At 61.0% G+C, this 12,866-nt stretch carries 12 protein-coding genes and 1 tRNA gene; 12 read left to right on the top strand and 1 reads right to left on the bottom strand.

Annotated features, from left to right (window positions below; all coding sequences use genetic code 11):
* The first annotated feature begins 109 nt into the window (after positions 1-109).
* The 9 genes from GbCGDNIH8_RS02980 (at position 110) to GbCGDNIH8_RS03020 (ending at position 9,801) form a co-directional block, all read left to right on the top strand.
* Positions 110-1,129, top strand: a complete 1,020-nt coding sequence (locus GbCGDNIH8_RS02980; protein ID WP_011631285.1) for a DNA-directed RNA polymerase subunit alpha — start codon at positions 110-112, stop codon at positions 1,127-1,129.
* A gap of 158 nt (positions 1,130-1,287) precedes the next feature.
* Entirely contained in the window at positions 1,288-1,704 is a 417-nt protein-coding gene (gene rplQ, locus GbCGDNIH8_RS02985) for a 50S ribosomal protein L17 (protein WP_011631286.1), read from the top strand.
* A 115-nt stretch (positions 1,705-1,819) separates the two neighbouring features.
* Entirely contained in the window at positions 1,820-2,782 is a 963-nt protein-coding gene (locus GbCGDNIH8_RS02990; RefSeq protein ID WP_172822882.1) for an AEC family transporter, read from the top strand.
* 26 nt (positions 2,783-2,808) lie between these two features.
* Entirely contained in the window at positions 2,809-4,167 is a 1,359-nt protein-coding gene (locus GbCGDNIH8_RS02995; RefSeq protein ID WP_095206409.1) for a replication-associated recombination protein A, read from the top strand.
* 114 nt (positions 4,168-4,281) lie between these two features.
* Entirely contained in the window at positions 4,282-5,289 is a 1,008-nt protein-coding gene (locus GbCGDNIH8_RS03000; protein ID WP_072572037.1) for an RluA family pseudouridine synthase, read from the top strand.
* A gap of 17 nt (positions 5,290-5,306) precedes the next feature.
* Positions 5,307-8,102: an AsmA family protein gene (locus tag GbCGDNIH8_RS03005; protein ID WP_253736145.1), complete on the top strand. Its 2,796-nt coding sequence runs from the start codon at positions 5,307-5,309 to the stop codon at positions 8,100-8,102.
* Entirely contained in the window at positions 8,099-8,833 is a 735-nt protein-coding gene (locus tag GbCGDNIH8_RS03010) for an ATP12 family chaperone protein (RefSeq protein WP_072572039.1), read from the top strand. Before GbCGDNIH8_RS03005 ends, GbCGDNIH8_RS03010 begins: the two co-directional genes overlap by 4 nt.
* Complete coding sequence (locus GbCGDNIH8_RS03015) at positions 8,830-9,105, top strand: acylphosphatase (RefSeq protein ID WP_072572040.1); 276 nt, start codon at positions 8,830-8,832, stop codon at positions 9,103-9,105. Before GbCGDNIH8_RS03010 ends, GbCGDNIH8_RS03015 begins: the two co-directional genes overlap by 4 nt.
* A 30-nt stretch (positions 9,106-9,135) precedes the next feature.
* Positions 9,136-9,801 (top strand): LolA family protein, encoded by a 666-nt coding sequence (locus GbCGDNIH8_RS03020; protein ID WP_081368806.1) that lies wholly within the window; start codon positions 9,136-9,138, stop codon positions 9,799-9,801.
* Here the strand turns inward: GbCGDNIH8_RS03020 and lipB are convergent.
* On the bottom strand, positions 9,798-10,529 hold the full coding sequence (gene lipB / locus GbCGDNIH8_RS03025) for a lipoyl(octanoyl) transferase LipB (RefSeq protein ID WP_072572041.1): 732 nt from the start codon (positions 10,527-10,529) through the stop codon (positions 9,798-9,800). The genes GbCGDNIH8_RS03020 and lipB overlap by 4 nt on opposite strands.
* Positions 10,530-10,600: 71 nt before the next feature.
* Between lipB and GbCGDNIH8_RS03030 the strand changes: the two genes are divergently transcribed.
* The 3 genes from GbCGDNIH8_RS03030 to galU all read left to right on the top strand — a co-directional run bounded on the left by GbCGDNIH8_RS03030 (position 10,601) and on the right by galU (position 12,843).
* A tRNA-Leu gene (locus tag GbCGDNIH8_RS03030) sits at positions 10,601-10,686 on the top strand.
* A 129-nt stretch (positions 10,687-10,815) separates the two neighbouring features.
* Complete coding sequence (locus GbCGDNIH8_RS03035) at positions 10,816-11,796, top strand: hypothetical protein (RefSeq protein WP_157692531.1); 981 nt, start codon at positions 10,816-10,818, stop codon at positions 11,794-11,796.
* 177 nt (positions 11,797-11,973) lie between these two features.
* Positions 11,974-12,843 carry a UTP--glucose-1-phosphate uridylyltransferase GalU gene (gene galU, locus GbCGDNIH8_RS03040; protein ID WP_072573571.1) on the top strand — a complete coding sequence of 290 codons (870 nt, stop codon included), beginning with the start codon at positions 11,974-11,976 and terminating at the stop codon, positions 12,841-12,843.
* Positions 12,844-12,866 lie beyond the last annotated feature (23 nt).

The following is a 12,866-nucleotide window of genomic DNA, read 5'->3' on the forward strand; positions in this document are numbered from 1 at the left end:
GTGGCAATTGTCCCGGACAAAATACGATCCGGGGTGGATCCAGCCGGCATTGGCGTGAGGGACGATGTCCCCGTCAGTGTCGGCCTAACCTTTTGACAAGAGGCGAAGCGTGGTCATCCAGAGGAACTGGCAGTCTCTGATCAAGCCGGAAAAGCTCGATGTGGAGCCCGGCAACGAGCCGTCGCGTATCGCGACCATCGTGGCGGAGCCGCTGGAGCGCGGCTTCGGCATGACGCTCGGCAACGCCATCCGTCGTATTCTGCTGTCATCCCTGCAGGGTGCGGCAGTGACGGCTGTGCAGATTGACGGCGTGCTGCATGAATTCTCGTCTGTCGCCGGTGTGCGTGAAGACGTTACGGATATCGTCCTGAATATCAAGCAGCTGGCCCTTCGCATGCATGGCGAAGGCCCGAAGCGCATGATGCTGACAGCAACCGGCCCGGGCGAAGTCACGGCTGGTCAGATTCAGGCCGGTCATGACATTGAGATCATGAACCCCGATCTCGTCCTTTGCACGCTGGATGACGGCGTGAAGCTGGGCATGGAGTTCACGGTCAATCTCGGTAAGGGCTATGTCCCGGCCAGCCAGAACCGGCAGGAAGACAGCCCGATCGGTCTGATCCCGATCGACGCCATCTACTCTCCCGTTCGCCGCGTGTCCTACAAGGTGGAGCCGACCCGCGTTGGTCAGGTCACCGATTATGACAAGCTGCTGCTGACGGTCGAAACCAATGGTGCGGTGACTCCGGAAGACTCGGTGGCTCTGGCCGCCCGTATTCTTCAGGATCAGCTTCAGCTCTTCATCAACTTCGAAGAGCCGCAGCAGGTCCGTCACGACGAACCGCAGGACGACCTGCCGTTCAACCGCAATCTGCTGCGTAAGGTGGATGAGCTGGAACTGTCGGTTCGCAGCGCCAACTGTCTCAAGAACGACAATATCGTCTATATCGGCGATCTGGTGCAGAAATCCGAGCAGGAAATGCTGCGCACCCCGAATTTCGGGCGCAAGTCGCTGAACGAGATCAAGGAAGTCCTCGCCAATATGGGACTTTCCCTCGGCATGAGTGTGTCCGGCTGGCCGCCGGAAAATATTGAAGACCTGGCCAAGCGGTTGGAAGAGCCCTTCTGATAATCGCCTTTTGACAAGACCGCGTCCGGTTCCGGTTTTCTGCCCTGCAAAAACAGGGGTCAAAAAACAGGTGCGCCGAGGCGCCCAACAGAGATATAGGGCGTTCCCCGTAGCCGCGATAAGCGGTAGCGGGGAGCGTTCTCAGGAGATCGAAGACTATGCGCCATGGTATTGCCGGCCGGAAGCTCGGCGTTACGTCCAGCCACAGGCAGGCCATGTTCCGCAACATGGCCGTTGCCCTTATCAAGCACGAGCAGATCACGACGACGCTGCCGAAGGCGAAGGAACTTCGTCCGGTCGCCGAGAAGCTGATCACCCTTGGCAAGCGCGGCGGTCTGCATGCACGCCGTCAGGCTTATGCCCAGCTGCGTGACGAAGTGATCGTTACCAAGCTCTTCAGTGCGATCGCTGAGCGCTACAAGGCCCGTCAGGGTGGTTACACCCGTGTTCTGAAGGCAGGCGTTCGCTATGGCGATGCTGCTTCCATGGCGGTGATTGAGCTGGTTGATCGCGATGTTTCCGCCAAGGGACAGGATAGCGGTCCCCGTCCGGAACGTGACGAAACCGAGGAATAAGCCTTTCGTTTTTTCGGAAACGATGCGCTGACCTGGATAGACGGCAGGCCCCTGGAGCAATCCGGGGGTTTTTCGTTTGTTGATCCCTGTCATGAAAGCTTCAGCCGGGCAGCCGATGATAAACATGATTGTCAATGCGGTATGTCCGGTCGTGGCGTTGATCGGCGCCGGCTATCTGAGTGGCAGGCGCCAGTTGCTGGGGGTGGGTGCGCTCGATGCCCTCAACCTGTATGTGGTCTGGCTGGCATTGCCCGCGATGCTGTTTCTGGTAATGGCGCATCTGACCGGCAAGGACCTCTCGCATCTGCCGTTTGTGCTGAGCTTTCTCGGCGCGCAGATGCTGCCTTTCCTGGCAATTTATCTTTGGGCCAGACGGGCCGGACGGGGGATCGGACAGGCTACAGTGGATTCCCTGACCGGCAGCTACGCCAATACCTCCTATATGGGGATTCCGGTGCTGATGGCGGTGCTGGGGCCGCGCTCCATGATGCCTATGGCGATTGCCACGGTGATGACGGTCTGTATCCAGTTCGCCGGTTCCATCCTGCTGATGGAAAAGGAGCGGGCGTTGAAGGGTGGGGCGCTCCTTTCCCGGCGGCGTCTGATATGGACGGTGTTGTGCAATCCGCTGGTTGCCTCGCCATTGGCCGGGGGCGCTTTTGCACTGGCCGGCAATATGGGCGGCTTTCATTTGCCGCAGATGGCCGAGACAACCCTGACCATGCTTGGCAATTCCTCCAGCCCCTGCGCGCTGGTGGTGATCGGCCTGTTTCTGGCGTCTCGTCAGGGGGATGCTGCTTGGGCACGCTCAGGGGACGGGCTGTTGCTGGCAGTGTTGACCTTTATCAAGCTGATCGTACAGCCGCTGATTGCTTTCGTGCTGGCGTTCTGGGTGTTCCGGACCGATCCGCTCTGGGCGAGAGCCTGTGTGCTGCTGGCGGCAACGCCGAATGGAACCGGTGCGTTTATGCTGGCGCGGCTGTATGATCGGGAGGCCGGGATGATTTCACGCGCCATTCTGATTTCGACCATCCTGTCGGCCATCACTCTGCCGCTGTTCATCCTGCTGTTGTCCTGAGAACCGGGAAGGGCGAGAGTCTGGTCATGGTATCACGCGCCAACACCTCTTCATCCTCCGATTTGTTCGGAGGCGGGACAGCACAGTTTCTGCCGGACGCTGATGATCCGGCGCGTCCTCTGGCCGACAGGTTGCGTCCGGCTTCTCTCGATGATGTCGTGGGGCAGGATCATCTGCTGGGGGCAGAGGGGCCGTTGCGGCGGATGACCGAGAGCAGGATCCTGTCCTCGATTATTTTGTGGGGGCCGCCGGGCACTGGAAAGACGACTATTGCTCGTCTGTTGGCCCGCTCCACCGATCTGCATTTCGAGGCGATTTCCGCGATTCAGAGTGGTGTTGCCGATCTGCGCAAGGTGTTTGAAGCGGCTCGTCAGCGTCGTGCCATCGGAAAGGGCACGCTGCTGTTCTGTGATGAAATTCATCGCTTTAATCGTGGTCAGCAGGACGCTTTCCTGCCAGTGGTGGAGGATGGCACTGTCACATTGGTCGGTGCGACCACCGAGAATCCTTCTTTCGAGCTGAACAGCGCATTGCTGTCACGCTGCCGGGTGATGGTGCTGCGTCGGCTGGACGAAGCCGCGCTGGAGAGGCTGCTGGCGCGGGCCGAGGAAAGGATGGAACGCCCTCTCCCGGTTTCTGCGGAAGCGCGGGAGGCGCTGGTTGCCATGGCCAGTGGTGATGGGCGGTATATGCTCAATCTGGTCGAGCAGGTTTATACCTTTGCCGGTGGCAATCAGGTTCTGGACATGCAGGCACTGGGGCAGGCGCTGCAACGCCGCCCGCCGGTCCATGACAAGGCCGGAGACGGTCATTACGATCTGCTGAGCTGTTTCCATAAGTCCCTGCGCGGCTCCGATCCGCAGGCGGCGCTGTATTATGCGGCGCGGATGATGGTGGCGGGCGAGGCGGCTGAAACCGTGTTCCGGCGGCTGGCCTGTGCGGCCTCGGAGGATGTCGGCATGGCTGATCCGCAGGCCATGGTGCAGGTGGTCAGCGCCTGGCAGGCTTTCGAGCGGATCGGCTGGCCGGAAGGGCGTTTATTTCTGGCGCAGGCCATTAATTATGTGGCGACGGCTCCGAAATCGAACGCGTCCTATGCCTCCTTCAACGAGGCTCTGGCACTGGCGGAAAAGACGGCGCATATGCCGCCGCCCCTGCATATCCTCAATGCGCCGACGCGGATGATGAAGGAACTGGGTTACCATGCCGGGTATCAGTATGATCACGATGCACCGGATGCGTTTTCAGGACAGGAGTTCTTCCCAGAGCCTCTTTCCGGGGCGCGCCGCCCGGAACTTTATCGCCCGCATCAGCGTGGATTTGAACGTGATATTCGCAAGCGGCTGGAATACTGGGCCGGTCTGCGGATGCAGCGCGGCGGCTGATAGCAGGTTCATGAACAGAGCAGGTTGCGGGAATAGGTGCTCCGGGGGCACAACCGCTTATGCGTGCTGCGCCGTGTTTCCGCGGCGGTCAGCCCGATCAGGAATACGACGATCATGAGTGTGACGACACGGCAGGTAACGGATGATGAAGCGGATATCCGCCTTGATCGCTGGTTTCGCCGCCATTACCCGAGCCTGACGCAGGTTGCGATCCAGAAAATGTGCCGCACCGGCCAGATCAGGGTCGAAGGGGCACGGGTCGAAGCGGCCACGAGACTTCAGCCGGGCCAGTCGGTGCGGATTCCGCCGCTGAAAGTGCCCTCCGCCGCCGAGCAGGAGAGGGAAGGGCCGCGCGCACTTGATCCGATCCAGCAGAAGGAACTGGAGTCCTGGATTTTATACAAGGACGACCATCTGATAGTCCTGAACAAGCCCTCTGGCCTGCCCAGTCAGGGTGGCCCCGGCATTACCCGCCATCTGGATGGTTTGCTCGACGGGTTGCGCTTCGGGCGGGAGGATCGGCCACGTCTGGTGCATCGGCTGGATCGTGACACATCCGGTGTGATCGTCATTGCCCGTTCCCCCGGTGTGGCGGCCAAGCTTGCGGCGCTGTTCCGTACGCGAGAGACGGAGAAGGTCTATTGGGCTGTGGTGGCGGGGCGGCCGGTGCCGGTAGAGGGGCGTATCGACCGGCCTTTGCTGCGTCAGAACGACCGCAACGAACCGGTTGTGCTGGCCGATCGCAAGGACCGCGACAAGGTAACCGCCATCACCGATTACCGCACGCTTGACCATGCCGCACGGAAACTGGCCTGGCTGGAGTTGCGTCCTTTGACGGGAAGGATGCATCAACTGCGTGTGCATTGCGCGGCGATGGATGCGCCTATTCTGGGCGATGAGCGGTATGGCAGCTGGCGGAACACCGATGAGCGCGGGGTTCGCAACACTGCGCTGGTCGAGGGGCTGTCCCGCCGGCTGCACCTGCATGCGCGGCGGTTGAGCCTGCCGCATCCGGCGGGTGGCGTGCTTTCGGTGGAGGCCGATCTCTCGCCGCATATGGCGGAGACATTCGAAACGCTGGGCTTTACCGCACCGAAAGCCAGGGAGGGCCGGTTACGGTGAGCGGGCCGGGCGTGACCATGGCGCCGCCCGGAGAATCGAAGCCTCCGCTCCGGCGTCGGGTGCTGAGACGGCTGTTTTATGCCGGGATTGCAATCTCCGGTCTGTGTGTCGTGTCCGTTGTGGCGGCGGGGGCGGTCTGGCTGATGCTTGATCAGTCCGTGATCCGTCATCGGATAGAGGCCAGCCTTTACACAGCATCCGGACATCCTGCCCATATCGAAGGATCGCTTGGCCTGACTTTTAATCCATGGCCTGTCCTGTCTGTCAGGGAGGTGTCGCTGGGCCAGCCGGAGGAACCGTCAGGCGAGGAAGCGTCAGGCGTTGCCCTCCGGCATGAATGGCCCGATCCATGGTTTCTGAAGGCGCAGGACATCACAGCCGGGATTGCTTTATGGCCTTTGCTGCATGGCCATATCACGGTCTCCACCCTGTCCCTGGCGCGGCTTGATATCCGCCTGGCCCGCAATAAGGCGGGAGAAGAGAACTGGATTATCAGGCGGATCAAGGCCCCCTCCGCTTCCGCAGCACCGGCATCCCCGTCAGCCGTTGGAGAAACGGTTGCGACTGGCCCGAAACCGGCTGTGCTGCCTGTTCGCGTGTTCAGAGTCGGTGAAGCCAGCGTGGTCTATCATGACCTGCGCAATGACAGAATCTGGCGCGCTGAGAAGCTCAGGCTCCATGCCGCTGAACAACAGGGTACGATAGCACTCATGCTGTTCGGTCTGGTGCAGGGTGTACCCCTGCGCGCCTGGGCAGAAGGCGGATCAGTGGGTGCCCTGCTTGACCCGGATGAGCAACATAGCTGGCCGGTACAGATCAATGCACAGCTTCTCCCGACACTTCATGGCAGGCTGGATAGGAATAATCCTTATCTGTCCGTGAGCGGGGTGGTTGATCATCCGCGTCACGGTCGAGGTTTTCATCTGATGGTCGTGTCGCGGGTTCTGGATGGGGCCCGTCTGCTGCCGTTGATGCACGCCATTCCCGCGTTTGCCCGCCCGGTCGGAAAAAACCTGCCACCTTCGGAAATCTGGTCAGCGATTGCCGCTATGCATGATGCCAGCCTGACATTCCGGCTTGATGATGACGTTACGGTGCAACAGGGCGCGTCACCGGTTTTCTCCGTCGTCAGACTGCATGTGGGGGATGTGCTGCTGGGGCATTGGGCCCGGCTGAAGAAACTGGATGCCGACTGGCCGGGGGCCGAGGCCGCACTGCGTTTCTCGGCGCAGGGGCTGTACCGGAATGCCGCGTTGTCCGTATCGGGGCAGGTGGGGCAGGTTCAGGCACTCTCCTCATCTTTGCTGGCCGGGCATGGGATAGAGGGTGAGTCTGTTCCGGTGAGGCTGTCGCTGAGTGCCACTTCCCCTGAGCAGCCTGCGATATCCGCTGATCTGGATGTTCTGGGCGATGTGGTTGCGCATCCCGGCTGGCAGGGGACGTCTCTCTCCGTGACCGCTCGTATGGCGGATGTTTCCCTGCTGGCAAGGCTGACCCGTACGGCGCTGCCGGAAATTGGCCCGGTTGGTCTCCGGGGACATGTGACGGCGGAGGCCGGAGGGTGGCGGCTGGATGATGCAAGCCTGACCAGTGCTGCCGGAGATGTATCGGGCGCGCTCACATGGTCTGCTCCCGCAGCCAGGGAAGAAGGCAAAGCCGGTGTTTCCGGCCCGGTGCTGGGGGCGAAACTGCATTCAGCACGTCTGGATGTAGACAGGCTGCGCCAGCCTTTTCCGGCCATCCCATCCATTCAGCCGGAGGGAGAACCGGTCCGCGTTGATCTGCCTGCCATATTGCCTTCTGCGCCTGTCTCTGCCCCTTCTGTGCCCTCTCCGGTTGCTTCACCGCGATCATCTGAGCCGCCTTCACCGTTTTTCCCTGTCTGGCTGAAGCATGGGGGAGGGCAGATCGACTGGGATGTGGAAACGCTTCATGCAGGTGGCATGGACTGGAGCAAAGCCACGATCGGCATAAGTCTTGGTGCCGAGGGAATCCGCGTTCAGCCGCTGCATATGGAGGCGCCGGGGCAGCGGGGCCCGGTCTCGGCCATGCTGGACTGGAGACGGGATGGCACGCTCTCCGCGGCAGTCGATGCGGGTGCGCTCCCGCTTGAGGCAATCGTCGCCCTGATGAAGCAGCCCGGTATGGCACGCGGAGATATCGGGATCGATGCCGCTGTGCAGGCGCATATGCAGCAGACAAGCTGGCCTCATGATCTCAGTGGCCATGCAAGTCTCTGGTCGGTAGGCAGCGTGGTCAGCGGGACTGCGCTTGATCCGATGCTGTCGAAGTTGGTCAGGCAGGCTGGTCTGCCATTGCATCCCCGTCTGGGTGCTGATGCGGGTATTGCCTGCTTTGCCGCCCGTGCCGAGGCCCGTGATGGAATCGCCGTGCTGAGGGCATTCGCACTGGAAACCGATCCGCTGCGTCTGTCCGCTGCGGGGTATGTGGATATTCGTGACCAGACGTTGAAACTGTTTCTGCATCCCTTGCTGCGCACGGGGGGAAGCGGGTTGCTGCTGCCGCTGATACTGGAGGGGCCGTTTGATCGGCCCTCCGCAAAAATGCGTGGGGCGGATGTGGCGGCGATGAGGGCGGCAATTCAGACATCCCTGACGGCGCTGGGTGTTTCTGCGCTGGCTGGGGCTGCTGATGCGGGTTCGGAGATCATGAACCGTGCTGATCAGGGTGATTGCGCGCCGGCACTGACTGCGGCACGGGGGCAGCATGCCGGTCCCCCGGCGCCAATCCCTTCGCAGGGTGGAAAAGGAAAACTATCGGTGCAGGATCTGCTGAAAGGGCTGCTGCGGTGAAGCGTTTCTGGAAAGAAGCAGCGGTGGTGGAGGAAGCAGCGGGACTGACGGTGACCCTTGATGGTCGTCCGATGAGGTTGCCGGGCGGTGTCTCGCTTCGTTTCGCCAATCGGGCACTGGCCGAGGCGATTGCCGTGGAGTGGGGGCAGGCAGGTGCACCGGGGGAGCCGTTCAGCTTCGACATGGTGCCGATGACCCGTCTGGCGGGAACCGCGCAGGAGCGTGTGGCGGTTGATCCGGCGGCGTCGGTGGAGGCGCTGGTCTCTTATGGCGGCAGTGACCTGCTTTGTTACCGTGCCGATGGGCCGGAGGAACTGACAACCCGGCAGGAACGGCTTTGGCAGCCTCTGCTCGACTGGGCAGAGCAGCGATATGGTGCGCGCCTGCATGTGACGACGGGGATTATTCATGTGTCCCAGCCAGAGGCATCGCTGATGGCGTTGCGAGCCGCTCTGGCGGCTTTGGACCCGGCCGCTCTGGCGGCGCTCGGGATTGTGGTCCCGGCCCTGGGCAGTCTCGTCATTGGCCTCGCCCTGGCAGAGGGGCGGCTTGATCCGGCGGAGGCACTCGAAATCGCATTGCTGGATGACATATATCAGGAAGAGAAATGGGGTACGGATGCCGAGGCCGCCAAACGCCGTGCCCATCTTGCCGCTGATGTTGAAACCGCGATCCGCTTCCTGCGCCTGAGCGCAGGTGTGGCGGAACAGGAGGGAGAAACGGCGCAGTGAGCGCAAAGCATGTGCTGATCTCCGGTGTGGTGCAGGGTGTTGGCTATCGTGCGTGGCTGCGATCTCGCGCGGAGGCACTTGGTCTGTCGGGATGGGTCCGCAATCGCCTTGATGGCCGGGTGGAGGCCCTGATTGCCGGGGATATTGCAGCGGTCGAGGAACTGATCCGCGCTTGCCGCACCGGCCCGCCTGCCGCACGGGTGGATATGATCGAGGAACATCTCGATACTGACCCCACCACACCGGGTTTTGAACAGTATCCGACTGTCTGATGACACAGTCTCTTTTATTCCGGAGGCGCGATGTCGCCCGCTGAGCATCCCAGAGAGCATTTTGGTCCGTTTTTTCGAGACGGGCTCGTCGGGCGTCGTCTGATACTGGGGGGCATTCTGGCCTCTCTGGCCGGTACGATCACCACACCGGCCCGGGCGGAGGAAAGCGATGATGCCTTGCTGGCCCGGATTGCAGCCTATCTGAACGGTATTCATACGCTGCGGGCGCGTTTCCGTCAGACGGCGCCGGACGGGCAGGTGACGCAGGGAACGGTCTGGCTGGAGCGGCCGGGTCATATCCGGTTCCAGTATGATCCGCCGACACCGCTTCTGCTGGTGGCCACCAATGGGGAGGTGATTTTTCAGGATTTTCAGGTGCATCAGGTCAGCCGTATTCCGCTGGACCGCACTCCGCTGAGCATTCTGCTGTCAGACCATATTGATTTTAACGGCGCTGTTGCTGTGCGGGAAATTTCGCGCACGCCCGGTGTGATCCAGCTTTCCGTGGTACGGCGGACCGATCCGGGGGCCGGGCTGCTGGCCATCGTCTTTTCTGCCGATCCGCTTAAGCTGATTCAGTGGACCGTGGTTGATCCCCAGCACAAGATTACCAGGGTGGAGCTGTCCAATATCCAGACGGGGATTCCCGTCGATCCGACCCTGTTCAGTCCGACCCTCATCAAGCCGCCCGGCTAAGCCTGAATGGGGCTGCCGCCGAATACAGACGACCAGCTTGTCCTGAGCGCGGCATCGAGACTGCCCATATCCGCCTGAATTCCGAGATCGGCGAGGCTGGTGACGCCATGCTCGCTGATCCCGCAGGGGACGATGCCGGTGAAATGCTCCAGATCCGGCGCGACATTGATGGCGATGCCGTGCCACGAGATCCAGCGGGTGATGCGCACACCGATCGCGGCAATCTTGTCCTCCCGCTGCTTCTCCCCCTGGCCGCGTTGCACCCAGATACCAACCCTGCCAGCGCGTCTTTCCCCGATGATGCCAAATCTGGCCAGCGTGGAGATGATCCAATCCTCCAGCGCGGCGATGTAGGCCCGCAGATCACGTGCCGGTACGATGCCGTGCGGGTGGTTAAGGTCCAGCATCACATAGGCGATCCGCTGCCCGGGGCCGTGATAGGTCCACTGCCCCCCGCGCCCTGCCTCGAAAGTGGGGAAGCGGGCGGGATCACGCAGATCCTCGATTTTGGCCGAGGTTCCGGCAGTGTAGAGCGGCGGATGCTCAACCAGCCAGACCAGACTGCGTGCCTCCCCCCGATGGATGGCCTCGGCGCGGGTGCGCATGGCGGTCAGGGCTTCCTGATAAGGGGTAAGACCCGGTGTCACACGCCACTCCACAGGGTCTGCTTCCGGGGAAACAGCGGAAAGATTTTCTCCGGATGACGAAAAGAGTCGGGGATCAGACATTGAAGTGCTCACGGGCATCAGTTATACCCCCGCCGCTGCATGGCGAAACAGTTTCTTCGTCAGCAGGCGATGCGGTCGTGGCGGAATGGTAGACGCGCAAGCTTGAGGTGCTTGTGGGGGAAACCCCGTGGAAGTTCGAGTCTTCTCGACCGCACCATTCAAAACCGGGCAGTGGCCCGGTTTTTGTTTGTTGAGCTTTTGCTTTCAGGAAGTGGCCGGGCATCTTTTGGTGGTGCTGAGCGGGTTTGCTATATCCGTCAGCCACATGATCCGTGCCGGAGTCTCCATGCGTTCCCGTTTCTTTTTGCGCGTGCTTCTGGCCGTGATTCTTCTGGCCGCCATGGATTCATTTTTTCCGGTCTGCGCAGGGGATGGGGTGAATGCCCATGTGCCGCTTTTTGCGCTGAAGCCTGACCATCTGCCCATGATCGCCAGCGTCTCCGTTGGGGGAGGACCGCCTTCACCGGTCTCACTTGATACAGGCTCGGCCGGTCTTTACGTGCCTGAGCGGGATATTGGCCCCGGCACCGTCGCGACGGGGGAGGTCATTCATCAGGGCTATGCGGACGGCACAAGGCTGGAGGGTTATGTTGCCCTCGCCACAGTCCGTTTTACGGATGCGGATCGCCCTCTCTCTACTCCGGCCCCGATCAGGATCGGGGTGATTACCCGTGTCTATTGTGCGCAGGACAGACCGAACTGTCCGGGATCCATCAACAAGCCGGGGGTGATGGGTATCAGCCTGGCCACACGACGTCATGTGGTCAGTCCGTTGGCACAGATGGGGCCTTATGCCACCGGGTATATTATCGATTCCAGACTCGGGCATGAGCCGGTCCTGACCGTAGGGCTGACGGAGCATAATATGCGTGGCTTCACCTTTGCGCCTCTTCGTTCGTTTCAGAGAGGGCCTGATCACCTTCCCTCCTGGGACGGAGAATCTGTCTCCGCATGTTTTGCGATTGATGGTATCAAGGTGGGATGTCAGGAAACGGTGTTTGATTCCGGCAGTACGGTGACTCTTTTCAACCCCGGTTCAAGCGATATTCCCTTGACCCGGCATCACCGTCTGCCACCGGATCATATCTTTGTTCTCGATGTGCCGGATGTGCTGCATTTCGCAGTGCGTACGGATCGTACCACGGTCATCGTCCCCAAAGATGTTGAACACGCCAATAGCGGAACGCTGTTGTATCGCTATTTCGCCGTTGCGTTCGATTCCCTGCGTGGCCGGGTAGGATTCTTCGGACGTCAGGAGAACCGCTGATTGCTTGTCGCGGAAGGATGTTGCGTCCAAGGGGGCTGATGAGGGATCATTTTTATGCAACCGTCCTCCATCAGACACGCTTCATAAGGTTATGCCTTATCCTTGCCCTCTTGTTGGGGCATGCTGAAGCTGTCACGCACGCAGTCTGAAAATGCGTCTATGAAGAAGGGACATGCCATGAATAAACCGTTGCGCAAGGCGGTTTTACCGGTGGCCGGACTAGGCACCCGGTTTTTGCCCGCCACAAAGGCAACGGCGAAAGAAATGCTGCCCGTCGTCGATAAACCGCTGATTCAATACGCGGTTGACGAGGCGAGGGCCGCCGGGATCGAGCAATTCTGCATGGTCACTGGCCGCGGCAAGACCGCCATCGTCGAGCATTTCGATGTCGCATATGAGCTTGAGGCTACATTGCGGGAGCGTAACAAGGACGATGCGCTGAAATTGCTGGAAGATACCCAGCTTCTGCCCGGCTCCATCGTCACGGTGCGTCAGCAGGAGCCGCTGGGCCTGGGCCATGCGATCTGGTGCGCCCGTGCCTTCATCGGGGATGATCCGTTTGCGATCCTGCTGCCCGATGATCTGGTCCTGTCCGATACGCCCTGCCTGAAGCAGTTGGCCGACGCCTATCAGGAAACCGGCGGTAACGTTGTTGCCGTGGCGGAAGTGCCAAGAGAGCAGACCAATCGCTACGGTATTCTCAAGACGGGCAGGGATGACGGCCGGATGGTCGAGGTGACCGGTCTGGTCGAGAAGCCGAAGCCGGAGGAAGCACCATCCAACCTCTCCATCATCGGTCGTTATGTGCTCCGTCCGGAGGTGATCGCCGAATTGGCGCGGATGGAGCGCGGGGCTGGTAATGAGGTTCAGTTGACCGATGCCATGGCGCGTCTGATTGGCCGGATGCCGTTCCATGGCCTGCGTTATGAGGGACGCCGTTTCGATTGCGGCGACAAGGCAGGCTTTCTGGAGGCGCAGATTGCCTTCGCATTGAAGCGCCCCGACCTCGCTCCGGCGGTCAGGGCATTCCTGAAAGACTACGTGTAATTTGGATTTTATCCGGCTGGTCT

This window comes from Granulibacter bethesdensis (genome assembly GCF_001889545.1).
Lineage (GTDB): Bacteria > Pseudomonadota > Alphaproteobacteria > Acetobacterales > Acetobacteraceae > Granulibacter > Granulibacter bethesdensis_B.